We start from the raw sequence: 26481 nt of genomic DNA on the forward strand, positions 1-26481 counted from the left end.
CTGCATCAGGCTCGCGATACGGACAGCCCCGCGAGAAGCGGCGCGTACGCGGTGAGCCTGCGGGATACGAACTCGGTGAAGAGCCGCACGCGCTTCGTCTTGCGTGTCTCGCCCTGTGTGAGAAGCCAAACCGTTCCGTACATGTGCAGGTCGGTGCCCGGCACCCTCACCAGCAGGGGGTCGGCATCGCCGACGAAGCACGGCAGTGTCGTGATCCCGAGCCCTTGCCGTACGGCAGCGATCTGCGCGCCGGCATCCGTGACCCTGAACGGACCGCCCGTGGTGCGAACCTCACCCTCGCTGGCCCAATCCGGAATCCCATGCATGCTGATGACGATCCACCTGACAGGATCAGGCGCGCCCGCACGCCACGCGGCCAGTCGATCCCTGGACATGTAGACGGCGCCGAACAGCTCCGGTCCCTTCAGGCCGTGAAGATTGAGCGGCAGGGTTTTGCGGTCGTAGACGACGCGGATCGCGACGTCGGCCTCCCGGTTGGTCAGATTTGCCAACTCGCCGAACGACAGGATTTCCATCTCGATGTCCGGATGCAGACGCGCGAAATCGGCGAAATCAGGCATGAGCAGGTGTGTCGCCAGCGGCGGCGCCAGCGTCACCCGCAGAAGCCCGCGCACGCTCTGGTCGCGCCCGAAGACGCGCGTCTCCAGCAGGTGCGAAGACGTTTCCATCTGGTCCGCGAACTCGAGGACCTCCTCGCCTGCAGCCGTCAGGCGGTAGCCCGAAGGCAGCTTTTCGAACATATGGACCCCGAGGCGCTCCTCGAGCTGGGCGATGCGTCGCAGCACGGTCGCGTGGTTCACACCGAGGCGCTCGGCGGCAGCCCGCACCGAGCCTCCGCGCGCGACGGCAAGAAAGTAACGAACGTCATCCCAGTCGATCATGGTGCAATCCCGCACCGCACGGTGCGCCTTCCAAAGCCCGTGTCCAACACATCGAGCGGCGTCTCGTATGTGGGTAGCACGGGCAGCGATCACAGCCCCATGCCGGCAAGTACGGCCCAATTCCGACCGGCGGACACCGCTCGTCGCGGCTGGCGTCGATCGTCCAGCCGGTTCGATTTCGCACCATCGATGTGCGCGCTTCCGCACTCAACACCTGACCCCTGCGGACCCATTTCGAGGTTCTCGGAGGCAGATGCTGCCCCGACACCACGAATGGAGAAGTCATGGGAAAGCTTGAAGGTAAGGTCGCAGTCGTCACGGGTGGATCGAGCGGTATGGCGCTGGCGAGCGCCAGGCGGTTCGTTGAAGAAGGCGCCTATGTTTTCATCACGGGCCGGAGGCAGCAGGCGCTCGACGAGGCCGTCAAGCTGATTGGCCAGAACGTGATCGGCGTGCGCGGCGACGCGGCCAATCTCGACGACCTCGACCGTCTGTTCGACACGGTCAAGCGGGACAAGGGTAGGATCGACGTCCTCTACGCGAGCGCCGGCATGGGGGAAGCCGTTCCGCTCGGCGAGATTACCGAGCAGCATTTCGATGCAACCTTCGGCCTGAATACGCGCGGCACGCTGTTCACGGTTCAGAAGGCGCTGCCGCTGTTCCGCGATGGCGGATCGATCTTCATGACCGGGTCCGTTGCGTCGGTGAAAGGTTTTCCCGGTTACGGCGTGTATGCGGCGAGCAAGGCGGCGCTGCGCTCATTCGCACGCACGTGGCTCAACGAACTGAAGGGCAGGAATATCCGGGTGAACGTGCTGAGCCCGGGGCCGATCGCCACACCGATGCAGGACCAGGTTCTCACCGAGGACGCGAAGCGGATGTTCGAATCCCTGATCCCCAGGGGAACGATGGGTCGTCCTGAGGAAATCGCGGCGGTCGCGCTGTTTCTTGCCTCAGACGATTCAAGCTTCGTGAACGGGGTGGAGTTGTCCGTCGACGGCGGCTTCTCGGCCATCTGAAAATAGGAGACGTATGATGAGCTACGCAATCATAGGATTCGGCAAGATAGGCCAGGCCCTCGCCCATGCCTTCGCCCGCAGGAACATCGACGTATCAGTCGCGAGCCGCCGGCCGCCCGAGACGTTGGCGCCGCAGGCTCGGGCGATCGGACCCACGGTCGTCGCCAGGTCGCTGGAGGACGCACTCGAGGCCGACACCATCATTCTGGCGGTCCCGTTCGGGGAGCATCGCGCGGTTGCGAAGGCCCTGCCGAGTTGGCAAGGCAAGACGATCATCGACGCGACGAACGGCTTTGGAGAAGAGCTGGACGGTCTTCTGTCCTCCGCCGTCGTCGCGAAGGCGTTCACCGGAGCCAGGTTCGTGAAAGGTTTCAATCATCTGATTGCAGCCAAACTGGCTACCGATCCGGTCGTCGAGGGCGGCCACCGGGTCGTCTTTCTGTCCAGCGACGACGAGGACGCGATCGTTCCCGTCGCGGCCTTGGCGAAACAACTCGGCTTCGCACCCGTGAAGCTCGGAAAGCTCAACGAGGGTGGCGCGCTGGTGCACGCGCGCGGCCGCACCTGGGGCCCGCTGGTCTTCCAGGATTTGTTCAGGAAGGAGCAGTAATCGATCTATGGCCGTGATCGACGCCGAGAACCGGTCGCGCGCTGACTTCTTCGAACATTACGGTGACAGTGAATTCAACTCGCAAGCCTTCTTTAGCGAGCGATAGTCAAATGCACTGTCACCGTAATCCCGATCCCTCAAACTGAGACTTCGGCTCACCGCTTCCGACCTTTCTGCACGCCGCAGTACGCCACATTGCGCTGTTCGCGGAAGCGCGATAGTTTTCAGACCTCGATCAGGCTTATGTGACGACGCGACCGGGAAGAAATGAGATAGACGCTCCAAAACCACGCCAAACTGCCCGATGACAACCGGTCCCCTACTCCCACTCAATCGTCCCGGGCGGCTTGCTGGTCACGTCGTACACCACCCGGTTCACGCCCTTCACCTCGTTGATGATGCGCGTGGCGGTCTCGCCTAAGAACTTCATGTCGAACTGGTAGAAGTCCGCGGTCATGCCGTCGGTGGAGGTGACGGCGCGCAGACCCACGACGTAGTCGTAGGTGCGGCCGTCGCCCATGACGCCCACCGTCTTCACGGGGAGCAGCACCGCAAAAGCCTGCCAGATGTCGTCGTAGAGGCCGTGCTTGCGGATCTGGTCGATGTAGACGGCATCGGCCTTGCGCAGGATGTCGAGCTTGTCGCTTGTGATGTCGCCGGGGCAGCGGATGGCGAGGCCCGGGCCCGGGAACGGGTGGCGGCCGACGAAGATTTCGGGCAGGCCGAGCTCGCGCCCTAACTTGCGCACCTCGTCCTTGAACAGCTCGCGCAGGGGCTCGACGAGCTTCATGTTCATGCGTTCAGGGAGACCGCCGACATTGTGGTGCGACTTGATGGTGACTGAAGGTCCGCCGGTGAACGAGACGCTCTCGATCACATCAGGATAGAGCGTGCCTTGCGCGAGGAAGTCGGCGCCGCCGATCTTCTTGGCCTCGGCCTCGAACACCTCGATGAAGAGGCGGCCGATGGTCTTGCGCTTGGTCTCGGGGTCGGTGACGCCTTCGAGTTCGCCCAAAAACTGCTTCGACGCATCCACGTGCACGAGCGGGATGTTGTAGTGGTGGCGGAACAGGTCAACCACCTGCTCGGCCTCGTTGAGGCGCATCAAGCCGTGATCGACGAACACACACGTCAGCTGGTCGCCGATGGCTTCGTGGATCAGCACGGCCGCGACGGCCGAATCGACGCCGCCGGAGAGGCCGCAGATCACCTTGCCCTTGCCGACCTGGGCGCGGATCTTGGCAATCTCCTCCTCGCGGAAGGCGCGCATGGTCCAGTCGCCGGTGAGGCCGGCGATCTTGCGCACGAAGTTGCGGATCAGCTTGGCGCCGTCGGGCGTGTGCACCACTTCGGGGTGGAACATCAGGCCGTAATATTTGCGCTTCTCGTCCTGGATGATCGCGAAGGGCGCGTTCGGCGAGGTGCCGGCCACCGAGAAGCCCGGCGGCATCTTGGTGATGCGGTCGCCATGGCTCATCCAGACCTGGTTCTTGCTGCCTGATGACCAGACGTCCTCGAACAGCTTGCTCTGCGCCTTCACCTCGACATCGGCGCGGCCGAATTCGCGGTGATGGCCGCCCTCGACCTCACCGCCGAGCTGCGCCGCCATGGTCATCTGGCCGTAGCAGATGCCCATCACGGGCACGCCGGAGGCGAAGATCAATTGCGGGGCGCGCGGAGAGCCGGCCTCGTGCACCGATTCCGGCCCGCCGGAGAGGATCACCGCCTTCGGCTTCATCTCCTTGAAGGCCTCTTCGGCCTTGTTGAACGGGACGATCTCGCAATAGACGCCGTCCTCGCGCACGCGACGCGCGATCAGCTGCGTCACCTGGCTGCCGAAGTCGACGATGAGAATCTTGTCATGCGCCGAGGCCACGGAGGGCGTCGACGCGGAGCGGTCGTTCTGTGCTGCTGTCATGGCAAGCAGATACGCGACCACGCCCCGGCCCGCAACCGCGCAGGTTTGCACGCCCACATTCTTCTTTGGGCATGGACAAATGCATATAGGTCAGTATTATTGACCTAATTGCCCCCGCGCTTCAATCCGGGGCCGATCAGGGAGAATGCCATGCCACAGCACCATCAGCCATCATCGCTTGCCGCGCTCGGCCGGACCTGGGTCGAGGCCTGGAATGCGCGCGATCTCGAACGCGTGCTGACACTCTATGACGAGGCCGCCGTGATGACATCGGACCGCATCCCGGCGCTGGGGTTCGATGCCAGCGGCACCGTGCGCGGCAAGGACGCGTTGCGGGCCTATTGGGGCAAGGCGCTCGCCCTGCTGCCTGACCTGCACTTCTCCCTGATCGACGTGTTCGTCAGCCCTGACAGCGTCGTGGTGTTTTACGCGAACGAGCGGGGCAAGAAGATCTGCGAGTATCTGCGGGTGAACGACGCGGGTCTGATCGTGCAGGGGTCGGCGAACCATCTGCCGCAGTGACGCCTGCGTGGGTTGCTGTCCCCGCCGCGGCTTGTCGTGTGCAGACGGTGCCACCCCACCCACCGCTGTCATTCCCCGCGAAAGCGGGGAATCCAGTACGCCGCGGCTTCTCCGTATCACGGCACGGCCTCTGGAATACTGGATCGCCCGCTCCAGTGCGCAAGTGCGCACAAGGCGGGCGATGACACCTTGAGCGGGGTGCGAGCGTGCCCCAAGCCCGTCATCGCGAGACAAAATTGCGGAGCAATTTTGCGCTGACGCGACGAAGCAATCCAGACGGCCTCCGCGGATGCATTTCTGGATTGCTTCGCTGCGCCCGCAATGACGGAGACTGCGGCGGCAGCGTACGCTAACACCAGCATTGCCGGCTCTGAGACAGGACCTCCCCCATGAAACTCCCCACCTCCCCCTTCACCGTCACCGACTGGAGCAAGGTCGAGCCGACCAAGCATGCCGGCGAGACCGGCCAGGCGCTGTGGCGCACGCTCAACATCGGGGATCTCCGGGTGCGGATGGTCGAGTATTCGCCGGGCTATCTCGCCGACCATTGGTGCGACCGCGGCCACGTCATCTTCGTGGTCAAGGGCGAGCTCGATTCGGAGCTGCGCGACGGCCGCAAGTTCAAGCTCACGGCGGGGATGAGCTACCAGGTCTCCGACTTCGGCGACGCCGCGCACCGGTCCTCGACGGCCACCGGGGCGACGCTGTTTATCGTCGATTGAGATGCGCCGGAGCGGTTAATTTGCACCGCAAAATAGAAAATCCGGGCGAGGTGCCGGGTGGCGGGTGGTGCCTTGAAGTGGCCCAAAATTCTCGCTATATTGTGATCATCGATACTTGGCCGAACGACTGGGCCGCTTCGCCTCGTCTAAGACAGGCGCGCACGCTTCAGATGATTTCTCCAAAACATCGACTCATCAGGACTATGGGCGCAGTGCTGCGTACCGGTCCGCGTGCGTATCCTCTCTAACTAACTAAAGGAAATTCCCATGGCTATGGGCACCGTGAAGTGGTTCAACACCCAAAAGGGTTATGGTTTCATCCAGCCGGACGACGGCCAGAAGGACGTGTTCGTGCACATCAGCGCCGTCGAGCGCGCTGGCCTCTCCTCCCTCAACGAGGGTCAGAAGGTCTCGTTCGACATCGTCGCCGACCGTCGCAGCGGCAAGTCGTCGGCTGATAATCTCCGCGTCGGCTAATCGCCCGCGCACCAGCGCTTCTGACCACGGACGTACCGGCAGAGCGCGAGAACTTGAAAGCCCCGTGACCGGGATTCGGTCTGCGGGGCTTTTGTTTTGGGGGGCCCAACGGCCGTCATTCCGGGGCGCCCGGAGGGCGAACCCGGAATCCATCGCGCGGCGGTCCCTGCGGCTCGATGGATTCCGGGTTCTCGCTTCGCGAGCCCCGGAATGACAACGTTGATCAGGCGGTCTTCTTCAGCACCGAGACGAAGAAGCCATCCGTCCCCGTCCGGCGCGGCGTCATCAGCCAGCCCTCGGGCGATTGCAGCGCGGCTTTTGCGAAATCTTCCGCCTTGTCCCAGAGCACGCTCGCGATCTGCTCGGGTGGGACCACCGCGAACTCCGGGTGACGGCCGATGAACGCCCTCACCTGCTCGCCGTTCTCTTCCGCCAGCACCGAGCAGGTGATGTAGGCGATGCGGCCACCTAGCTTCACCAGCGGCACGGCGCGCTCCAGCACCTCGGCCTGGTCGCGCAGGCGAATCTCCAGCGCACCCGGCCGCATCCGCCATTTGGCGTCGGGGTTGCGGCGCCAGGTGCCGGTTCCCGTGCAGGGGGCGTCGATCACAACGAGATCGGCCGTGGCACTGATGTCGGCCAGCGGATCGGCCTCGCCCTTGGGCGTGCGGACATCGGCATTGTGGACGCCGGCGCGCGACAGGCGTTCGTGAATGGGCGCAAGCTGCCGCTTGTCGCTATCGGTCGCGATCAACCGGCCTTTGCCCTGCATCATGGCGGCGAGCGCCAGCGTCTTGCCGCCGGCGCCGGCGCACAGATCAATCACCTGCTCGCCGGGTTTTGCCGCGGTGAACTGGGCCGCAAGCTGCGATCCCTCATCCTGCACTTCAACGGCGCCCTTGATGAAATCCTCCTCGGCCTGGATGCCGGGGTTGCGCGCATCGGCGGAAAGCTCGATGCGCAGGCCGGTTGCAGACCAGGGCGTCGGTTTCGCATGAAGATGAGCAAGCGCCCGCAGCACCTTGTCACGATTGGACTTTAGCGTGTTGACGCGCAGGTCCAGCGGCGCCCGGCTCGCCATCGCGGCCGCCTCCGCCGCACGGTCCTCGCCGAACACCTTTGCCAGATGCGGATCGAGCCATTCGGGGTAGTCGCCGGCGATCGCAGCGGGAGCGTCCCTGAGGGAGCGATGGCTGAGCGCCGCCTGCTCGGCCTCCGTCAGCGGCGCCGGCGCAAACCGGCTGCCGTCGAACAGGGCGGCCATGGTGGCCGCGTCCATGTCGCGCTCGAGACGGAGCATGCCGATCAGCCGCGCCCGCGCGGTGTCGGCGTCCATCAGGAAGGCGCTCGAGGCATAGCGGCGCAGCACGTCCCAGACGAGGCCGGCAATCGCGGCGCGGTCGCCGGAGCCGGCGAAGCGGTGCGCGGTGCCCCACTCCTTCAGTGCCTTGGCCGCGGGCACGCGGTCTCTCTCGATGGTATCGATCAGTTCGATGGCTGCGGACAGCCGGGCAGCGGGGGTCATTTCAAATCTTTCAGATGAAATCCGACCGTTAAAAGTCAGATCAACAAGAGCATTCTCAGCGCGAAGTAGATCCACATCACCAGCAGCACCAGCACGCCGGCGAGCCAGATCGTCGAGCGGCGGCCGAGATCGTTCGAGGAGACGAACACGCCGGCATGGGCGAACCGTGTCACCACGAACACCCATGACATCAGCACGATGAAGAGATCGACATGGCGCAAGGGGAGCGCCAGCGCGATCAGGGCGTAGAACAGCAACGGCAGCTCGAACTGGTTGCGGTAGCAATTGGCGATTTGCGTGGTGCTCTTGGGCCAGTTCGGCTCGCCCAGCGCAATGTCGCGGATCTTGGTCTCGCCCGAGACCAGCGCCTTGCGGCGCCCGAAGACCATGCCGATCAGAAGCGCGAAGGTGAGACCGACCTGCACGAAGACAGGCAGCAGGACCATTTGGACAGACATCGGAACTTTCCCGTAAGGCGGAACACCGCGGACCGTCATTAGCCGCGACTTCTGACGCTGACAATCAGCGAGTTGAACCGGTGTTCCCGCTCTTGCGACCAACCACCGATTGTTAAAGCAATTTCGTCCCCTTTGGGGCGCAAGGCGAGCGACCGCCATGAACACCCTCTCCGGCCTGATCGGCCCCCTTGCCGAATCCGCCAGCGACCGGCTCGGCATCCTGATGTCGGCGCTGTCAGGTATCGCGATGGCGCTCGCGGTCGCGCTGGCGATGACGGTGTATTTCCGCCTGGGCTATCGGATGAGCTATTCCCCTTGGCGCGATGTCGTCAGGCATGGCCTCGCCACGCTCGCCGCCGTCGCCCTGTTCGCCTTCGCCGCCTCCGACGTGCGCCACGCTGCGCTCGCCTATCTCGGCCTCAACCCGTCCAAGCCTGCGGTCGAGTTCGAGATCCGCATGCCCAGGGAGACGCTGACGGCTGTATCCGACACCCAGATCGAGCTGCATACCGACCGCAACCAGACGCTGGCGCTGGTCGACGGCGTGCGCGACCTCGCCGACGGCCGCGCACTGCTGCGCGGCGCGGTGGCGCTCAACCACCGCACCGCCGACCGCGTGCTGGTGGTGAACCTGCCCGGCAAGGGCACGTTCGAATTCCGCCTCCGCCTTCCGGCCGAGCCGCATCGCTCCGAGCAGTTCGGCCCCTGGCATCTCGCCGACCGCATCGCCTCGCCGGTGACGGGCAGCATCGCGCCGCAGGACGCCTACACGATCCGCTATCGCGTGCTTTAAACATTGTTCGATCGCGGATGATGCGCGCGCCGTCATCGTTCCGACGTGCGACAACGCCTATGCTGACGCCATGTCCGAATTTCGCCTGACGCAGATTTCCGACACCCATCTCGGCCGACGCTTTCCCGGCCTGATCGCCAACTTCCATCGCGTCTGCGAGCACATCGACGCTGACAGGCCCGATCTCGTCATCAACACCGGCGACGTCTCCTTCGACGGGCCGACCAGCCGCGATGATGTCGTATTCGCCAAAGGCCTGCACGACGCCCTGCCCGTGACCTGCCGTTACCTCCCCGGCAATCACGACATCGGCGACAATCCGACCGCGATCGGGCCGGCGCCGAAGCCGCCGGTCAGCGAGGCATACCGCCAGCAATTCCGCGACATCATCGGCGAGGACCATTGGTCGTTCGAGGCGGCGGGCTGGTGCTTCATCGGCCTCAACACGCTGGTGATGAATTCCGGGCTCGCCTTCGAGGCCGCGCAGTTCGACTGGCTAACCCAGGAGATCGCACGCACGAATGGCAGGCCGGTCGCGCTGTTCCTGCACAAGCCGGTGTTCCTCAACCTGCCCGACGATCCAGAGACGCCGGAGACCTCGATCCGCTACGTGCCGCAGCCGGCGCGGGCGCGGCTGATCGAGATGTTTGCGCGTGTCGATCTGCGCCTCATCGCCAGCGGCCACGTGCACCAGCGCCGCGACTTCACGTTCCGCCACACGCGCCACGTCTGGGCGCCGTCGGTCGGCTTCAAGATCAACGACCAGCGCCAGGACCGGATCGCGATCAAGGAGACCGGCCTCGTCGAGTACCGCTTCCGGGGCGACAGTCTCGAGGTCCGCCATCTCAGGGCGGCGGGCCAGATCGACATCGATATCGAGGAAGTCCTCCTCCAGATGGGCGGCGAGCATTAGCTCAATTCGTTGGCACATACCCTTATCCAAATACCTTATTACCTCGAACTTGTCCCCATGATGGCTAGATTTGGCTAATGACAACGTTGTCATTCGGACATATCGTTCACTTCAGCGGTCGAGCGCCGCTGAGGGAGCGACGATGCAGTTCTTGTCCCGGTGGGATAGCCAACGCGTTTCGACGACTACCCGGGGCATTCCCCTGGTCGATGGCGTAGCCACTGAGGACATCGGCGGCCAGCGCTGGTCGCCTTCGCGCGGCGATCTTGCCCTGCCCGCCCTCACCCTTGATGAAGCCGCCTTCGCGGCCAACCGCGACCTCTTCCTGACATGGTGCGCCAGCGCCGGCGTCAGCGTCGCGCCCCACGCCAAGACCCCGATGTCGCCGGAGCTCGCCCGCTCGCTGCGTGCAGCCGGCGCCTGGGGTACGACGGTCGCCAACGTCCAGCAGGCCGCCGTGCTGCTCGCGAGCGGCGAGCGGCGCCTGCTGCTGGCCAACGAGATCGGCGGGCTCGCGGCCGGCCGGCGGCTCGGCGCGCTGCTCGGCGCCTATCCCGACGCCGAATTTCACGCCTTCGCGGATTCACCCGCCGCTGTCGCCGCGCTCGCCGAAGCGGCACGGATCGCGTCACGCCGCGAATTGTCCGTGCTGGTCGAGCTCGGCGCAGGCCGCGCCGGCGCGCGCGATCGCGCCGCCATCGAGGCGACGATCGCAGCCGTGCTCGCCGCCGACCGGCTCGTGCTCGGCGGCGTTGCGACCTATGAGGGCGCAGCCGCAACGCCCGATGCCGACGAGACGATGCGCGCGATCGCGGCACTGATGGAGCGCACCATCGAGACTTTTGCGCTGGTGCGCGCCGCCGCCCCGCAGCGGCCACTGATCATCAGTGCCGGCGGCTCGGCCTATTTCGACATCGTCGCGCGCGCGCTCGCACCGGGCGCGCAGGCTGACGGCAACGCCAGCGTGATCCTGCGCTCCGGCGCGCTGTTCTTCGCCGATCACGGCATCTACGCCCGCGCCTTCGCGGAAATAGACCGGCGCGGCGGTCTCCTCATCGACGGTCTGCACCACTCCGCCGTGGAAGGCTTTCGCCCCGCGCTGACGCTCTGGGCCGAAGTCTTGTCGCGCCCCGAGACAGGACTTGCGATTGCCGGCTTCGGCATGCGCGACGCCTCCTTCGATCAGGGACTGCCCGTCCCGTTGCGCGTATTCCGCGACGGCGTCGAGCAGCAAGGGCTCGACGCTGCGCTGGCGGTCACGCGCCTCAACGACCAGCATGCGTTCCTGTCCGTTGCCCCCGAAGGCGCCCTTGCTGTCGGCGACATCATCGCCTTCGGCATCTCGCATCCCTGCACCTGCCTCGACCGCTGGCGGGTGATCCTCGGGCTCGACGCCGATGGTGTGGTCACGCGCGCCCTCCCCACCCAGTTCGGCTGAGAGCGCACGCAATGAACTTCCTGCCGCTCTGGCGCTATCAGAACCAGCTCATCGACGGGGCCATCGTCACGCTCGAGCTGACGGTGATCGCGGCACTGGCCGGGCTCGTGATCGGCGTTGCCGGCGCGGTCGCGCTGAACGGCCGCATCACGCCGCTGCGCTGGCTGGTGCGCGGCTATATCGAGCTGTTCCGCAACACGCCGTCGCTGATCCAGATCTTCATCGTCTTCTTCGTGCTGCCGAACTTCGGCCTGAAGCTGCCGGCCTTCGAGGCGGCTGCCGTCGCGCTGTCGCTGTATTTCGGCGCCTACTCGGTCGAGATCATCCGCGCCGGCCTCGACTCCGTGCCGAAGAACCAGATCGAGGCTGGCCAGTGCCTCGGGCTGTCAGGCTGGCAGGTGTTCCGTCACATCCTGCTGCCGCCGGCGCTGCGCAACGCCTATCCGGCCGTGACCAGCCAGTTCGTGTTGCTGCTGCTCGGCACCTCGCTCGCCTCGCAGGTCGCCGCCGACGAACTCTTCCATGTCGCAGGATTCATCGAGAGCCGCACCTACCGCAGCTTCGAGGTCTATGCGGTGATCTGCGCGGTCTATTTCGCGATGGCGATGTCGTTCAAGGCGCTGTTCGCAATCATCGGTCTGGCGGCCTTCCGCTGGCCGCGGCGGCGCTGAGGGGACAGCGATGCGATCCTTCTCCCTCATCGATTTCGTCTCGCTGTTCGCGGCGCTGCGCTGGACCGTCGCGCTGGTCGTGCTCGCGCTCGCCTTCGGCGCGCCGCTGGCGCTCGGGCTCGCCATGGGCCGCATCAGCCGCTTCGCCGGGCTGCGCTGGACCATGACGGCGTGCATCCAGGTGATCCAGAGCGTGCCGCTGATCGGGCTGTTGTTCTTCTTCTATTTCGGCATGCCGGTGTTTTTGGGCATCCAGGTGCCGGCGCTCGTCGCCGTGACCGTCGCCTACACGCTCTACACCGCCGCCTTCCTCGGCGAGATCTGGCGCGGCGGGCTGGAGGCCGTGAAGCAGGCGCAATGGGAGGCCGGTGCCTGCCTCGGCCTCTCCGCCTGGCAGCAGTTCCGCCACATCATCGCGCCGCAGGCGCTGCGGCTGTCGCTGCCGCCGACCGTCGGCTTCCTGGTGCAGCTCATCAAGGGCACCTCGCTCGCCTCGATCCTCGGCTTCGTCGAGCTTGCCCGCGCAGGGCAAGTGGTGAGCGCGGCGACGTTCCAGCCGCTGCTCACCTACGCGCTGGTCGCCGCGATCTATTTCGCGCTGTGCCTGCCGCTCACGCTTTGGTCCCGCTCCCTGGAGGCCCGCCTCGATGGCTCTCGTTGAAATCCGCGACGTGCACAAGACATTCGGCAAGGTCGAGGTGCTCAAGGGCGTCTCGCTCGACGTCGAGGAAGGCGAGATCGTCACGATCATCGGCCGCTCGGGCTCGGGCAAGTCGACGCTGCTCCGCTGCATCAATGCGCTGGAGAGCGTCGATTCCGGCGAGATCCGCGTCGAGGGCGAGCGGGTCCACGCGAAGATGCCCGGCCTCAAGAAATTCCGTCAGCGCGTCGGCATCGTGTTCCAGGCCTTCAACCTGTTTCCGCATCTGAAGGTCGAGCGCAACATCACGCTGGCCCCGCTGCTCACCGGCCGCATCGACAAGGCCCGCGCACGCACGCTGGCCCAGGACGTGCTCACCCGCGTCGGCCTTGCCGAGAAGATCGACGCCTGGCCCGAGCAGCTCTCCGGCGGCCAGCAGCAGCGCGTCGCGATCGCGCGCTGCCTCGCCATGGCGCCTCACCTCATGCTGTTCGACGAGGTGACCTCCGCGCTCGATCCTGAACTCGTCGGCGAGGTGCTTAAGGTGATGGAGGCGATGGCGAAGCAAGGCATGACCATGATCCTGGTCACCCACGAGATGGGTTTTGCCCGCAACGTCGCCAACCGCATCGTCTTCATGCACCAGGGCCGCGTCTGGGAACAGGGGCCGCCGGCAAAGCTGTTCGCCAATCCTGAGACCCCCGAGCTCGCCAGCTTCATCGCCTCCGCAAAATGATCATCCAGCCATCCGCCACCAGGAGAGAGTCATGAGACAACTGAAATCCCTCTTTGCGATCGCAGCCACGGCACTCGCAGTGCTCGCCGCGCCGAACCTCGCACACGCCGACAAGCTGCAGGATGTGCTCGGCTCCGGCAAGCTGCGCGTCGGCATCCTGACCGATGCCGCGCCCTGGGGCTTCAAGGACGACAAGGGTGAGATCGCGGGCCTTGATGCCGATCTCGCCCGGCTGATCGCCGCCGACATGGGCGTGAAGCTCGAGCTCGTGCCGGTGACGGGCGCCGCGCGCATCCCGAGCCTGCTCTCCGACAAGATCGACATGCTGATCGCGGGCCTCGGCGCCACGCCCGAGCGCGCCCAGCAGGTGATGTTCTCGCAGCCCTATGCGGTGGTGAATCTCGGCGTCTACGGTGCGAAGTCGCTGCCATCAGCCACCAGCAAGAAGCCCGACAATCTCGACGGCCGCAGCGTTGCGGTGGCCAAGGGCTCGACGCTCGACGTTTGGCTGACCGACAACGCACCTAAGGTGAAGCTGGTGCGTTTCGAGGACACGCCGGCCGCGCTCGCCGCCTTCCTCGCCGGCCAGGCCGACACCTTCGCCGAGAACAGCGCCATCGCGCTGAAGGTGCAGGACCAGAACCCGACCAAGGAGGTCGAGCTGAAATTCCTGATCCGCCAGTCGCCGGCCCATGTCGGCGTGCGCCAGGGCGAGCAGAACCTGCTGAACTGGATCAACACCGACATCTTCTTCAACAAGCTCAACGGCAAGCTCGGCGCACTTCAGCTGAAATGGTTTAGGGAAGAGCAGTCGCTGCCGACGCTGTAAGTTCACAAGCGGCTCCCGCGCCCGCGCGGGAGCCGCTTTTCCCAAGGAGACTTCGAGATGATCAAACGTTACGTCGTCGGCTCGCGCATGAGCCAGGCCGTCGCTGCCGGCGGCATGGTGCATATCGCAGGTCAAGTCGCTGACGACCGCAAGGCCGGCATCGTGTCGCAGACCCAGCAGGTGCTCGCCAAGATCGACGCGCTGCTCAAGGAAGCCGGCACCGACCGCTCCAAACTGATCGCGGTCAACGTCTTCCTGCCGCATATCACCGACTTCGACACCATGAACTCGGTCTACGATTCCTGGATCGATCCGGCCAATCCGCCGGCGCGCGCCTGCGTCGAAGCCCGTCTCGCCGATCCCGATTTGCGCGTCGAGATGACCGCGGTCGCCTTGCTGTAAACGCGGCGCTCTTTCTTCAACCTTCGGCCGGCTTCGGCGACGACGCGGCCCTCAGGGCATCCCATGCATACCGGACTTTTCCACGAGATCGATTTCGAGAAGGACCAGAAATGGTCCGGCCATCTAGGCATTCCCTTCTCGATCGATCGATCGCCCTACTTCCAGCTCAAGATCCCGATCTTCCGGATCAAGAACGGCGCCGGCCCAAAACTTCTGTTGATGGCCGGCAATCACGGCGACGAATACGAGGGCGAGATCACGCTGACGCGGCTGTATCGCCGGCTCGATGCCAAGGCCGTCAAGGGCGAGATCACCATCCTGCCCTTCGCCAATCTTCCCGCCGTGATGGCGGCGCGCCGCCGCTCGCCGCTCGACGAGGGCAATCTCAACCGCGCCTTCCCGGGCGATGCCGCGGGCACGCCGACTTTTCGGCTGGCGCACTTCCTCGAGCACGAGCTGTTTCCGCGCCATGACGTCGTCTTCGATATCCATTCCGGCGGCACGTCGATGGCGCACGTGCCCTGCGCGCTGATCGAGCGGCAGGGACCGCCCGAGATGTTCGGCCAGGCACTGCGCCTGATGGAAGGATTAGGGATGCCCTTCGCCTTCGTCGCCGAGAACGGCGCCGCTGCGCCGACCTCGATGGCGGCGGCCGCGCGCGCCGGCGCGATCGGACTGTCAGGCGAGTTCGGCGGCGGCGGCACCGTCACGCCGCAGACGATGGCGTTCACCGCGCGCGCCGTCGACCGGCTGCTGCTCGCGCTCGGCATCGTCCAGGCGCCCGTGCTGGGGCCGCATGCGCCGGTCGAGCGCGCCACCGAATTGCTGGCGCTGCAAAGCCACGCGCAGGCGGTGTTCGCGACGCGGCGCGGCTGGTTCGAGCCCGCGGTCATGGTCGGCGCGCGCGTTGCGGCCGGCGACGTCGCCGGCTGGTATCATGATTTCGAGCGGCCGGAGCTGCCGGAGGAAGTGTTGCGCTTCCCGGCCGATGGCATCGTGATCTCGCAGCGCCTGCACACCGACAGCCAGAGCGGCGACTGCCTGGTCCAGGTCGGCCGGGCGCTGTCGCGCGACGAGCTGCCAGCGCGCTGAGCTTTGGAGACGATAGCGACTTCGACTACCCTCGGGATTCGATGACCGATCCGGCAAAGCCGAACTATGACGACGTGGTGCGCATTCCGGCGCCGCCCGGCCGCGCCAGCGCGACCGGACGGCCGCCGCGCATCGCGGAGGTGGCGGAGCGCGCCGGGGTATCGCCGATCACGGTGTCGCGGGTGCTGCGCCACCCCCAGAAGGTCAATCGAAAGACCCGCGAGCGCATCCTCGAAGTGATCGAGGCAACCGGATACGCCTCCAACCCGCATGCGCGCGCGCTGCGCTCGGGCCGCTCGAACGTGGTCGTCGCCTTCGTCTCCAACATCCTCAGCCAGCAGTTCGGGCTCGCCGTGCGCAGCTTCGCGGCCACGCTCGAGCCGGAAGGATTCGAGGTGCTCGTCGGCCAGACCTCCTACTCCTATGTCAAGGAAGTCGCGATGATCCAGTCGCTGCGCGGCATCCGCCCCGCCGCGGTGATGTTCACCGGCGTGATCGAGCTCGAGGAGAACCGCGCAGCGCTTGCAGAGCTCGGCATTCCCGTGATCGAGACCTGGGCGTTTCCGCGCGACCCCATCGACATGCTGGTCGGCCTGCCCAATGCGGATGCCGGTGCGATGGCGGCGCGCAGGCTGGCTGAGGCCGGACATCGCCGCGTCGCCTTCATCGGCCGCAGCAGCGGCCGCGGCGCGCTGCGCCGCGACGGCTTTCGCACGGCAGCGGCGCAGCTCGGCCTCGATATCGTCCACGAGATCGGCGTTGGCGAGATCACAGGCCTCATAGACGGCCGCGCCGCCTTCACCGCCCTGCTCGATCGCGGCGACCGCGTCGATGCCGTGTTCTGCGCCAACGATCTGCTCGCGACCGGCGCGCTGATCGAGGCTCGCGCGCGCGGCCTGTCGGTGCCGCGCGATCTCGCCGTGCTCGGCTTCGGCGACAACGACGTCGCCGATCAGATCACGCCCGGCCTCACCACCATCTCGTTCGATGCGGCGGCCGTGGGGCGCATCGCGGCCGAACTGCTGCTGGCGCGCCTGTCGGGCACGCAGCTTGCCGAACAGCGGATCGCCGTCGACCTGTTCCTGGTCGAGCGCGGCAGCGTCTGAGGATTGCGGCTTACGCGACGCTCTTGAGGTCCTGCTGGATCGCAGCCAGCAAGGATTCCAGCGCTGCGCTGTTCACCGGCCTGGCCTCGGCCATCTCGGGCTGGACGTTGGCGGACTGGACGCCGGCGGACTGCGCAGCCTTGAGCGGACGCTTCGGGAACGGCGGCGGTGTCGGCATCGCGGGCCGGGTCAAATCGCCCTCGTCCTCGGCATGAACGAACTTGCCATGGATGACGTCGTCGCGGCGGCCCATGACGAACATGGTCGTCCAATAGCCGGCGGCCAGAAGGATTACGCAGAAAACACTGATCTCTAACATCGCAACACCCAAAATATGCGCGATGATTCAATGCCTTCGCTCGCCGGTCAATGAACCGGCGGTCACACCTGCGGCTTTTGCGGGCCGGGTGTGACCTTTTGGTGACTCTTTCTTAACCATCCACCGCCCGGAGGGCGTCGGCGGCGCAACCAGGCCCTCGCTATCAGGCCTTATCTTGCCCGACCCGCACCAGCTGCTTGCCGAAATTGGCGCCCTTCAGAAGCCCCATGAAGGCGCCGGGGGCGCTCTCCAGGCCCTCGGTGACGAACTCCTTGTACTTGACCTTGCCCTCGCGGACCCAGGCCGACATGTCGCGCAGGAAGTCGCCGTGGCGGGCGGCGAAGTCGGAGACGATGAAGCCGCGGAAGGTCAGCCGCTTGGTCAGGGTCGCGCGCATCATGCTGGCGGCCCATTTCGGCGGCTTGGCCTCGGTGTCGTTGTAATGGGCTATCAGGCCGCAGACCGGCACGCGCGCAAACGGATTGAGCAGCGGGAACACCGCTTCGAACACGGCGCCGCCGACATTCTCGAAATAGACGTCGATCCCCTTCGGGCAGGCGTCCTTCAGCTTGGCCGCAAGATCGGGATCGCGGTGATCGATGCAGGCATCGAAGCCGAGCTCCTTCACCACGTAGTCGCATTTGTCCTTGCCGCCCGCAATTCCGACCGCGCGCGCGCCCTTGATCTTGGCGATCTGGCCGACGGCGGAGCCGACCGCGCCGGATGCGCCGGCGACGACGACGGTCTCGCCTTCCTGCGGCTTGCCGATGTCGAGCAGGCCGGTATAGGCGGTCATGCCGGGCATGCCGAGCACGCCGATCGAGGTCGAGATCGGACCGAGCTTGGGATCCACCTTGATTAGGCCCTTGCCGCTGGAGATCGCATGCGTCTGCCATCCGGTACGGGCTCGCACGATGTCGCCTTTGGCGAAGTCCGGGTTGTTGGACGCCGCGACCTCGCTGACCGCCTCGCCCTCCATCACGCCGTCGATCGGCACCGGCGCGGCATAGGACGGACCGTCACTCATGCGGCCGCGCATATAGGGATCGAGCGACAGCCAGATCGTGCGCAGCAGGACTTCGCCCTGCCCCGGTGTCGGGACAGCGAATTCCTCAATGCGGAAATCGGACGGCTTGGGTTCGCCGACGGGACGCGCGGCGAGAACGATGCGTTTTGCTTGGGACATGATGGCTTCCTCCTGAATGCTTGTTGCAGTCATTTAGGAGGTAGGTGGGAATGAAGCAAATCCCACACTTGCTGTCATCGCCCGCGAAAGCGGGCGATCCAGTAGTCCAGGGGCGGCTGTGATTGAACCGAGAAGCCGCGGCGTACTGGATTCCCCGCATTCGCGGGGAATGACACCGTCATTGAGGCGAGCGCGCAAACCACTCATTGTCATTCCGGGGCGATGCGAAGCATCGAACCCGGAATCTCGAGATTCCGGGTTGCGCTTCGCGCCCCCGGAATGACGGCAGAAGCGACTAACCCCCGCCCGGATAGTTCGGGCTCTCGCGGGTGATCGTGACGTCGTGGACGTGGCTTTCGCGCAGGCCTGCACCGGTGATGCGGACGAACTGCGCCTTGTCGTGCAGCTCCTTCATGTCCTTTGCGCCGACATAGCCCATCGCGGCGCGCAGGCCGCCGGCGAGCTGGTGCATGACGTGGCCGACCGCGCCCTTGTAGGGTACCTGGCCCTCGATGCCTTCAGGCACGAGCTTGAGCGTGTCCTTGATGTCCTGCTGGAAATATCGGTCCGCCGAGCCGCGCGCCATTGCGCCGACCGAGCCCATGCCGCGATAGGCCTTGTAGGAACGGCCCTGCCACAGGAAGACTTCGCCGGGCGTCTCGTCGGTGCCGGCGAGCAGCGAGCCGACCATGGCGATGTCGGCACCGGCGGCGAGCGCCTTGGCGAGGTCGCCGGAGAACTTGATGCCGCCATCGGCGATGACGGGAATGTCGGCCTTCTTTGCAGCCTCCACCGCATCCATGATCGCGGTGAGCTGGGGAACGCCGACGCCGGCGACGATGCGGGTGGTGCAGATCGAGCCGGGGCCGATGCCGACCTTGATGCAGTCCGCGCCAGCATCGATCAGCGCCTGCGCGCCTTCGGAGGTCGCGACGTTGCCGGCGACGACCTGCACAGAGTTGGACAGACGCTTGATGCGGTTCACTGCGTGCAGCACGTGGCGCGAATGGCCGTGCGCGGTGTCGACGACGACGAGGTCGACGCCGGCGTCGATCAGCCGCTCGGTGCGCTCGAAGCCGGTGTCGCCGACGGTGGTGGCGGCGGCAACGCGAAGGCGGCCCTGCGCATCCTTGCAGGCGAGCGGATGGGCGACCGCCTTTTCCATGTCCTTCACGGTGACGAGGCCGACGCAGCGATATTGCTCGTCGACCACGAGCAATTTCTCGATGCGATGCTGGTGCAGCATCCGCCGCGCCTCGTCCTGGCTGACATTCTCGCGCACCGTGACGAGGCCTTCATGCGTCATCAGCTCGGAGACTTTTTGCCTGCGGTCGGTGGCGAACCGCACGTCGCGGTTGGTGAGGATGCCGACCAGCTTGCCCGGCGTGGACTTGCCCGCGCCGGTGACGACGGGAATGCCGGAGATGCCGTGATCGCTCATCAGCTTGAGCGCATCGTCGAGCGTCGCCTCGGGGCTGATGGTGAGCGGGTTCACCACCATGCCCGACTCGTAGCGCTTGACCTGGCGCACCTGGGCGGCCTGCCCTTCGGGATCGAAATTGCGGTGGATGACGCCGAGGCCGCCGGCCTGCGCCATGGCGATCGCCATGCGGGCCTCGGTGACGGTGTCCATGGCGGAGGCCATGATCGGGATGTTGAGCGGAATGGCGCGGGTGACGCGGGAGCGGATGTCGACCTCGCCCGGCATGACGTCCGAGAGGCCTGGCTTCAACAGCACGTCGTCGAACGTAAGGGCTTCGCGGATGCCTTGAACTTGCACCGTGGCCATCTGCCAACTCCTTCCTGCGGCCCTGCCGCAAATAGCTATGGATGAGCGCCGCCCTCGGCGTACCTTGCGGCATCGCCGGAGAATCGGAGCCCATCGGTGGGGTTGACGCGGGTCGATAGCACGGCCGCGTGACGAATCAAAGCAAATCGAGCCGCTGGCCAGCCATGCACAGGCTTTTTACCCAAATTCAGCGGGGATAGCCGGGCGGCGGCCACCCCTCGTCATTCCGGGGCGCGACCAAGGGCGCGCCCCGGAATGACGAGGGAGCGAGTGCAACCGCCGTCGAGGGTCACATGGTTATTACCCAGGATTTAGGTGCCATGCGTTGATCCGCAATGGTCGCCGCCGGGCGGCAGTGTTAAGCCGCAAGCCTCGCCCTTCCTTCCGATTTTCGTTACCAATCCGTCATGGTCGACAAGCAACGCGTCATTCCGCTGATCGTGGCCACTGCTCTCTTCATGGAGAACATGGACTCGACGGTGATCGCCACCTCGCTGCCGGCGATCGCGGCCGACATCGGCACCAGCCCGCTGACGCTGAAGCTCGCGATCACCTCCTATCTGCTGTCGCTCGCGGTGTTCATCCCGGCGAGCGGCTGGACCGCGGACCGGTTCGGCGCGCGGATGGTGTTCGCGATCGCGGTCGGCGTCTTCATGGTCGGCTCGGTCGGCTGCGCGCTCTCGACCTCGGTCACGGATTTCGTGTTCGCGCGCATCCTCCAGGGCATGGGCGGGGCGATGATGACGCCGGTCGGGCGCCTCGTGCTGCTGCGCTCGGTGGACAAGAGCGCGCTGGTCAATGCGATGGCCTGGGTGACGGTCCCTGCCCTCATAGGCCCTGTGATCGGCCCGCCGCTCGGTGGTTTCATCACGACCTACGCGTCCTGGCACTGGATCTTCCTGATCAACATCCCGATCGGGCTGCTCGGCATCTTCATGGCCTTGCGCTTCATCGATCCCATCAAGAGCGAGGAACGCGAGCCGTTCGACCTCTACGGCATGGTGCTCGCGGGGATCGGGCTCGCCGGCATCGCCTTCGGCCTGTCGGTGGCCGGCCTCAACCTGCTGCCCTGGAGCACGGTCGCCGCGCTGATCGCCGGCGGCGCGATCTCGATGACGCTCTATGTCATTCATGCCCGGCGCACGGGATCGCCGGTGCTGGACTTCTCGCTGCTGACCTTGCCGACGCTGCGTGCGGCCGTGCTCGGCGGCTTCCTGTTCCGGCTCGGCATCGGCGCGCTGCCGTTCCTGCTGCCGCTCCTGATGCAGATCGGCTTCGGCCTGTCGCCGTTCCATTCGGGCCTCGTCACGTTTGCTTCCTCGCTCGGCGCCATGGGCATGAAGACGCTGGCCGCGCGGATCATCCGCACCTTCGGCTTCCGTAATCTGATGACGGTGAACGCGATCGTCAGCGCGTTCTTTCTTGGCGTCTGCGCGCTGTTCACGGTGACGACACCGCTGCTGATCATCATGGTGATCCTGGTGGTCGGCGGCTTCTTCCGCTCGCTCGAGTTCACCGCGATCAACACGGTGGCCTATGCCGAGGTCGAGACTGGGCAGATGAGCCGCGCCACCACGCTCGTCAGCGTCAACCAGCAGCTTGCGGTCTCTGCCGGCGTCGCCGTCGGCGCAGCGTCCGTCGAGACGACGATGTGGCTCAGCCATGTCAGCGAGCTCAACGCCACCGTGTTCGCGCCGGCCTTCGTCGTGGTCGCGCTGACCTCGGCGGCGTCGAGCTGGTTCTTCTGGCAGATGCCCGCTGATGCCGGCCACGAGATCTCCGGCCGCAAGGCGACCGAAATCGCGAGCCGCAAGGGCGCCGGCAAGGGCGCGGCCAAGGCCGCCGTGAAGGCAGCGACGGAGGATACGCAGGACGTGCGCGACCAGCGGCTGGGATAAAAAACGCGCTCCGTCATTCCGGGGTGATGCCACGGGACCGCGCAAGCGCGGCCCGGAGCATCGAGCCCGGAATCCATTGTGCCGCAAGAGTCCTGGGAGAAATGGATTCCGGGCTCGCCTCTTCGAGGCGCCCCGGAATGACGGAGTTCGTTGCTACGCCTTCGCCCCGCCGCGAAACCCGGTCGCCAGCACGTAACGTTCCGACGAATCCTGCCGGCTCGCCGCCGGCTTCACATGGCGCACGGTGGCGAAGTCGCGCTTGAGTTGGGCGAGCAGATCGGCATCGGCGCCGCTCTGGAACGTCTTGGCGAGGAAGGTGCCACCGGGCTTGAGCACGTCGCACGCAAACGCCGCCGCGGTCTCGATCAGGCCGACGATGCGGAGCTGGTCGGTCTTGCGGTGACCGGTGGTGTTGGCGGCCATGTCGGACATCACGACATCGGCGCCGCCCCCCAGCATCGCGGTAAGCTTTGCCGGCGCGTCATTGTCCATGAAGTCGAGCTGCGCGAACTCGACGCCGGCAATCTCGGGCATCTCCAAAAGGTCGATCGCAACGACCTTGCCCTTGCCGTCCACCGAGCCGACCCGCTTGGCGGCGATCTGGCTCCAGCCGCCCGGCGCGGCCCCAAGATCGACCACGGCCATGCCGTGCTTCAGCAGCCGAAACTTGTCGTCGATCTCGAGCAGCTTGAATGCCGCGCGCGAGCGATAACCCGCCGCCTTGGCTTTCGCCACATAGGGATCGTTGAGTTGCCGCTCCAGCCACAGCTTCGACGACAATTTGCGCTTGCCGCCGGTCTTGACCTGGACGTGCAAGCGGCCGGTGGTGTCCTTGGCCATCTCACCAGCTCCTGAGCGCGCCGTCCTCGCGCATCATCTCGACCAGCATGCCTTCGCGCAGGCCGCGGTCGGCGACGCGCAGGCGCGGCAGCGGAAAGGCGCGGCGGATCGCGTCGAGGATGGCGCAGCCCGCAAGCACGAGATCGGCGCGCTCGACGCTGATGCAGCTGTTGTTCGCGCGCTCCTCGTAGCTCATGCCGAGCAGCTTGTTGATGGTCGCGGTGATGTCGGAATCGTTCATCCAGATGCTGTCGATGCGGCGACGGTCGTAGCGCGCCAGATTGAGATGGATGCCGGCGAGCGTCGTCACCGTGCCTGAGGTGCCGAGCAGGTGCATGTCGGCGAGATCGACGCCGTGCTGTTCGGCGAACGGCGCAACGTGGTGTGCGACCTCCCGCTCCATCGCGTCGTAGATCTCCGGCGTCACGTCGCGGCCGCCGAACTGCTCGGCGAGCGTGACCACGCCGAACGGGATCGACATCCAGGCCTTGATGCGCGGCTCCGGATTTTCCGGATCGCGCTCGATCCGCACCAGTTCGGTCGAGCCGCCGCCGATGTCGAACAGGATCGCGCCGCGCCCCCTGGGGTCAACCAGCGGCGAGCAGCCGAGCACGGCGAGCGATGCCTCGGTCTCACGGTCGATCACCTCGAGCTCGATGCCGGTCTCGGCCGCGACGCGGCTGCGAAAACCCTCCGCGTTCGAGGCCGCGCGGCAGGCTTCGGTCGCGATCAGCCGCAGCCGGCGCGCTTTCCGCAAGTTGATCTTGTCGCGGCAGATGCTGAGCGCCGCGATGGCGCGCTCGATCGCGGCCTCGCTGATGGAGCCGGTCGCCGAGACCCCCTCGCCGAGCCGGATGATGCGCGAGAAGGAATCGACCACGCGAAAGCCGTCGCTGGTCGGACTGGCGATCAGGAGCCTGCAATTGTTGGTTCCGAGGTCCAGCGCCGCGTAGACGCCGGTTCCCGGCGCTTGCGCGGCGACGGCCGGTTCAGTGGCCAACGCCACCGCCGCCATCGACCCCTCGAGCTCACCGTGCGGCCCATGGCCGTCGCGGAGCCGCGTGTGGTCATTCATACAAACTGTCTTTCCGCGGCCCGCTGGGGCCGAGCTGGAATTGCTTTTTCGCCTGAAACATTAGCAGCGCGGCAGGCCTGCGCAACAACGCATCACATGGCACTATGCCCATTCGTGCGTTGTCGTGAACGGGACCGTGGGTTATTTTTGAGGGGTCCGGCCCCCCCAAGCGCCCCCCAAAACGCGCAATTGCCGGCTTTTCAGGTCAATTCCATGCAAGAACACACCAAATCGTCCACGCTCGAAAACGCTATTGCACTGCAAAAATACGGCGTCGGGCAGCCCGTCCGCCGCAAGGAGGACGACACGCTGGTGCGCGGCAAGGGCCGCTACACCGACGATTTCAACCTGCCCGGCCAGGCCTACGCCGTGGTGGTCCGCTCGACCCACGCCCATGGAATCATCCGTGGCATCGGCCTCGATGCCGCCAAGGCGATGCCGGGCGTGCTGGGGGTCTGGACCGGGACGGACCTCGATGCCGCCGGCTACGGCCCCTTCACCTGCGGCCTGCCGCTGAAGAGCCGTGACGGCTCGCCCCTGCTCCAGACCAACCGCCAGCCGCTGGCGACCGACAAGGTTCGCTTCGTCGGCGATCCCGTCGCCTTCGTGGTGGCCGACACGCTGGCCCAGGCGCGCGACGCGGCCGAGGCGGTCGAGCTCGATATCGAGCCGTTGCCGGCTGTGACCGACCCCGAGGAGGCCGCCAAGCCCGGCGCGCCGCAGCTCTACGACCACATCCCGAACAACGTCGCGCTCGACTACCATTATGGTGACATGGAGCAGGTGAACGCGGCCTTCGCCAGCGCCGCTCACGTCACCAAGATCGACATCGAGAACACCCGCGTCGCCGTGGTCTCGATGGAGCCGCGCGTCGGGCTCGCCTCCTACGACAAGAAGGCCGAGCGCTACACGCTCCAGGTTCCGACGCAGGGTGTCGCCGGCAACCGCGCCAACCTCGCCAAGAACCTGAAAGTGCCGAACGAGAAGGTGCGCATTCTCACCGCCAATGTCGGCGGCTCCTTCGGCATGAAGAACATCAACTACCCCGAATACATGTGCATCCTGTACGCGGCCAAGGCGCTGGGACGGCCGGTGAAGTGGCTGGACGAGCGTTCGACCAGCTTCCTGTCCGACAGCCACGGCCGCGCGCAAAAAATCCATGCCGAGCTCGCGCTCGACGCCGAGGGGCACTTCCTCGCGGCCAAGCTCGAAGGCTACGGCAATCTCGGCGCCTACATCACCGGCGTTGCGCCGGGCCCGCTCTCGCTCAACACCGGCAAGAACTTTTCCAGCGTCTACCGCACGCCGCTGATGGGCATCGACATCAAGACGGTGCTGACCAATACCACGCTGATGGGCGCCTATCGCGGCGCCGGCCGGCCCGAGGCGAACTACTACATGGAGCGGCTGATCGACCGCGCCGCCGACGAGATGGGCATCAACCGGCTGACGATGCGCAAGCGCAACTTCATCAAGCCGACCCAGATGCCGTTCCCGGCGTCCTCCGGCGTCACCTATGACAGCGGCGACTTCCAGGCCGTCTTCAACAAGGCGCTCGAAATCTCCGACCACGAGAATTTCGCCAAGCGCAAGAAGGAGAGCAAGAAGGCCGGCAAGCTGCGCGGCATCGCCGTCGGCTCCTACCTCGAGGTCACGGCGCCGCCGAGCCCCGAGCTCGGCAAGATCGTGTTCGATCCCGACGGCAGCGTGCAGCTCATCACCGGCACGCTCGATTACGGCCAGGGCCATGCCACTCCATTCGCGCAGGTTCTGTGCGAGCAGCTCGGCGTGCCCTTCGAGAGCGTCAAGCTGGTGCAGGGCGACAGCGACATCGTCCACACCGGCAACGGCACCGGCGGCTCGCGCTCGATCACCGCGAGCGGCATGGCGATCGTGGGAGCCGCCAAGCTCGTGATCGAGAAGGGCAAGCGCGCCGCCGCGCACATGCTGGAGGCGTCCGAAGCCGACATCGAGTTCGAAGGCGGCAGCTTCACCATCGCCGGCACCGACCGCAGCATCGACATCATGGAGCTGGCCAAGCGCCTGCATGACGGCAAGGTGCCGGAGGGCGTGCCTGATAGCCTCGACGTCGATCACACCAGCGAGCCGGTGCCCTCTGCCTTCCCGAACGGCTGCCACGTCGCCGAGGTCGAAATCGATCCCGATACCGGCGTGGTGCAGATCGTGCGCTACAGCGCGGTGAACGATTTCGGCACGGTGATCAACCCGCTGCTGGTCGCAGGCCAGCTCCATGGCGGCGTCGTCCAGGGCATTGGACAGGCGCTGATGGAGCACGTCCGCTACGACGAGAGCGGCCAGCCGATCACGGGCTCGCTGATGGACTACGCCCTCCCCCGCGCCGAGGACGTGCCGTTCATGACGGTCGGCGATCACCCGGTGCCGGCCACGACCAATCCGCTCGGCAGCAAGGGCTGCGGCGAAGCCGGCTGCGCCGGCAGCCTGTCGACCGTGGTGAACGCCGTGCTCGATGCGCTCTCCGACCACGGCATCAAGCACATCGACATGCCGCTGACGCCGGAGCGCGTGTGGCGTGCGATCCAGGATGCGAAGGGCAAGGCGGCGTAGGAGTTGTTTGTCGTT

General features: G+C 65.9%; 26 protein-coding genes. 17 read left to right on the top strand and 9 right to left on the bottom strand.

Going from position 1 to position 26481, the window contains the following annotated elements; translation table 11 throughout:
* Positions 1-5 precede the first annotated feature (5 nt).
* Entirely contained in the window at positions 6-902 is an 897-nt protein-coding gene (locus AB5K84_RS27170; RefSeq protein ID WP_038967638.1) for a LysR family transcriptional regulator, read from the bottom strand.
* 284 nt (positions 903-1186) lie between these two features.
* Here AB5K84_RS27170 and AB5K84_RS27175 point away from each other — a divergent pair, with 284 nt between their 5' ends.
* Positions 1187-1921, top strand: a complete 735-nt coding sequence (locus tag AB5K84_RS27175; RefSeq protein WP_011086767.1) for an SDR family NAD(P)-dependent oxidoreductase — start codon at positions 1187-1189, stop codon at positions 1919-1921.
* A 16-nt stretch (positions 1922-1937) separates the two neighbouring features.
* The gene (locus tag AB5K84_RS27180) at positions 1938-2531 is read left to right on the top strand and encodes an NADPH-dependent F420 reductase (protein ID WP_038967647.1); all 594 of its coding nucleotides are present in this window, start codon (positions 1938-1940) and stop codon (positions 2529-2531) included.
* Positions 2532-2850: 319 nt separating this feature from the next.
* Here AB5K84_RS27180 and guaA read toward each other — a convergent pair whose 3' ends face one another.
* On the bottom strand, positions 2851-4449 hold the full coding sequence (gene guaA, locus AB5K84_RS27185; RefSeq protein ID WP_038966922.1) for a glutamine-hydrolyzing GMP synthase: 1599 nt from the start codon (positions 4447-4449) through the stop codon (positions 2851-2853).
* A gap of 150 nt (positions 4450-4599) precedes the next feature.
* On the opposite strand from guaA, the gene AB5K84_RS27190 reads away from it, so the two are divergent.
* From AB5K84_RS27190 to AB5K84_RS27200, 3 genes are all read left to right on the top strand, one after another.
* On the top strand, positions 4600-4971 hold the full coding sequence (locus AB5K84_RS27190) for a nuclear transport factor 2 family protein (protein ID WP_011086764.1): 372 nt from the start codon (positions 4600-4602) through the stop codon (positions 4969-4971).
* A gap of 389 nt (positions 4972-5360) precedes the next feature.
* Complete coding sequence (locus AB5K84_RS27195) at positions 5361-5693, top strand: DHCW motif cupin fold protein (protein ID WP_011086763.1); 333 nt, start codon at positions 5361-5363, stop codon at positions 5691-5693.
* A gap of 267 nt (positions 5694-5960) precedes the next feature.
* A complete protein-coding gene (locus AB5K84_RS27200; protein ID WP_008141931.1) occupies positions 5961-6170 on the top strand; it encodes a cold-shock protein in 210 nt (69 codons plus the stop codon).
* Between the two features lie 223 nt (positions 6171-6393).
* Here AB5K84_RS27200 and AB5K84_RS27205 read toward each other — a convergent pair whose 3' ends face one another.
* Both AB5K84_RS27205 and AB5K84_RS27210 read right to left on the bottom strand, forming a co-directional pair.
* On the bottom strand, positions 6394-7695 hold the full coding sequence (locus AB5K84_RS27205; RefSeq protein WP_011086762.1) for an RsmB/NOP family class I SAM-dependent RNA methyltransferase: 1302 nt from the start codon (positions 7693-7695) through the stop codon (positions 6394-6396).
* 35 nt (positions 7696-7730) lie between these two features.
* Positions 7731-8153, bottom strand: a complete 423-nt coding sequence (locus tag AB5K84_RS27210) for an MAPEG family protein (RefSeq protein WP_028171008.1) — start codon at positions 8151-8153, stop codon at positions 7731-7733.
* 157 nt (positions 8154-8310) lie between these two features.
* On the opposite strand from AB5K84_RS27210, the gene AB5K84_RS27215 reads away from it, so the two are divergent.
* From AB5K84_RS27215 to AB5K84_RS27260, 10 genes are all read left to right on the top strand, one after another.
* Positions 8311-8946 (top strand): hypothetical protein, encoded by a 636-nt coding sequence (locus AB5K84_RS27215; protein ID WP_038966895.1) that lies wholly within the window; start codon positions 8311-8313, stop codon positions 8944-8946.
* A gap of 70 nt (positions 8947-9016) precedes the next feature.
* Positions 9017-9859, top strand: a complete 843-nt coding sequence (locus AB5K84_RS27220) for a metallophosphoesterase family protein (RefSeq protein ID WP_011086759.1) — start codon at positions 9017-9019, stop codon at positions 9857-9859.
* A gap of 142 nt (positions 9860-10001) precedes the next feature.
* Positions 10002-11297 (top strand): amino acid deaminase, encoded by a 1296-nt coding sequence (locus AB5K84_RS27225; RefSeq protein ID WP_011086758.1) that lies wholly within the window; start codon positions 10002-10004, stop codon positions 11295-11297.
* 11 nt (positions 11298-11308) lie between these two features.
* A complete protein-coding gene (locus AB5K84_RS27230; RefSeq protein ID WP_011086757.1) occupies positions 11309-11968 on the top strand; it encodes an amino acid ABC transporter permease in 660 nt (219 codons plus the stop codon).
* Between the two features lie 10 nt (positions 11969-11978).
* Positions 11979-12629 carry an amino acid ABC transporter permease gene (locus AB5K84_RS27235; protein WP_011086756.1) on the top strand — a complete coding sequence of 217 codons (651 nt, stop codon included), beginning with the start codon at positions 11979-11981 and terminating at the stop codon, positions 12627-12629.
* Entirely contained in the window at positions 12616-13344 is a 729-nt protein-coding gene (locus AB5K84_RS27240; RefSeq protein WP_011086755.1) for an amino acid ABC transporter ATP-binding protein, read from the top strand. Before AB5K84_RS27235 ends, AB5K84_RS27240 begins: the two co-directional genes overlap by 14 nt.
* A 31-nt stretch (positions 13345-13375) precedes the next feature.
* Positions 13376-14173: a transporter substrate-binding domain-containing protein gene (locus tag AB5K84_RS27245; RefSeq protein WP_011086754.1), complete on the top strand. Its 798-nt coding sequence runs from the start codon at positions 13376-13378 to the stop codon at positions 14171-14173.
* Positions 14174-14230: 57 nt separating this feature from the next.
* Positions 14231-14575, top strand: a complete 345-nt coding sequence (locus tag AB5K84_RS27250; protein WP_011086753.1) for a RidA family protein — start codon at positions 14231-14233, stop codon at positions 14573-14575.
* A gap of 63 nt (positions 14576-14638) precedes the next feature.
* Positions 14639-15667 (top strand): succinylglutamate desuccinylase/aspartoacylase family protein, encoded by a 1029-nt coding sequence (locus tag AB5K84_RS27255; protein WP_011086752.1) that lies wholly within the window; start codon positions 14639-14641, stop codon positions 15665-15667.
* Positions 15668-15708: 41 nt separating this feature from the next.
* Positions 15709-16773, top strand: coding sequence for a LacI family DNA-binding transcriptional regulator (locus tag AB5K84_RS27260; protein ID WP_011086751.1), 1065 nt, complete (start codon positions 15709-15711; stop codon positions 16771-16773).
* A gap of 10 nt (positions 16774-16783) precedes the next feature.
* Here the strand turns inward: AB5K84_RS27260 and AB5K84_RS27265 are convergent, their stop codons facing one another.
* The 3 genes from AB5K84_RS27265 to guaB all read right to left on the bottom strand — a co-directional run bounded on the left by AB5K84_RS27265 (position 16784) and on the right by guaB (position 20067).
* A complete protein-coding gene (locus AB5K84_RS27265) occupies positions 16784-17092 on the bottom strand; it encodes a hypothetical protein (protein ID WP_038966888.1) in 309 nt (102 codons plus the stop codon).
* A gap of 163 nt (positions 17093-17255) precedes the next feature.
* Entirely contained in the window at positions 17256-18278 is a 1023-nt protein-coding gene (locus AB5K84_RS27270; RefSeq protein WP_038966893.1) for an NADP-dependent oxidoreductase, read from the bottom strand.
* Positions 18279-18573: 295 nt separating this feature from the next.
* Complete coding sequence (gene guaB / locus AB5K84_RS27275) at positions 18574-20067, bottom strand: IMP dehydrogenase (protein WP_011086749.1); 1494 nt, start codon at positions 20065-20067, stop codon at positions 18574-18576.
* A 407-nt stretch (positions 20068-20474) separates the two neighbouring features.
* Between guaB and AB5K84_RS27280 the strand changes: the two genes are divergently transcribed.
* On the top strand, positions 20475-21965 hold the full coding sequence (locus AB5K84_RS27280) for an MFS transporter (RefSeq protein WP_011086748.1): 1491 nt from the start codon (positions 20475-20477) through the stop codon (positions 21963-21965).
* A 153-nt stretch (positions 21966-22118) separates the two neighbouring features.
* On the opposite strand, the gene AB5K84_RS27285 is transcribed toward AB5K84_RS27280, so the two are convergent.
* Complete coding sequence (locus AB5K84_RS27285) at positions 22119-22805, bottom strand: RlmE family RNA methyltransferase (RefSeq protein ID WP_011086747.1); 687 nt, start codon at positions 22803-22805, stop codon at positions 22119-22121.
* Position 22806: 1 nt separating this feature from the next.
* Positions 22807-23880, bottom strand: a complete 1074-nt coding sequence (locus AB5K84_RS27290; RefSeq protein WP_011086746.1) for a Ppx/GppA phosphatase family protein — start codon at positions 23878-23880, stop codon at positions 22807-22809.
* 213 nt (positions 23881-24093) lie between these two features.
* On the opposite strand from AB5K84_RS27290, the gene AB5K84_RS27295 reads away from it, so the two are divergent.
* A complete protein-coding gene (locus tag AB5K84_RS27295) occupies positions 24094-26466 on the top strand; it encodes a xanthine dehydrogenase family protein molybdopterin-binding subunit (protein ID WP_011086745.1) in 2373 nt (790 codons plus the stop codon).
* Positions 26467-26481: the final 15 nt, after the last annotated feature.

The organism is Bradyrhizobium sp. 1200_D9_N1_1, assembly GCF_052075915.1.
Lineage (GTDB): Bacteria > Pseudomonadota > Alphaproteobacteria > Rhizobiales > Xanthobacteraceae > Bradyrhizobium > Bradyrhizobium diazoefficiens.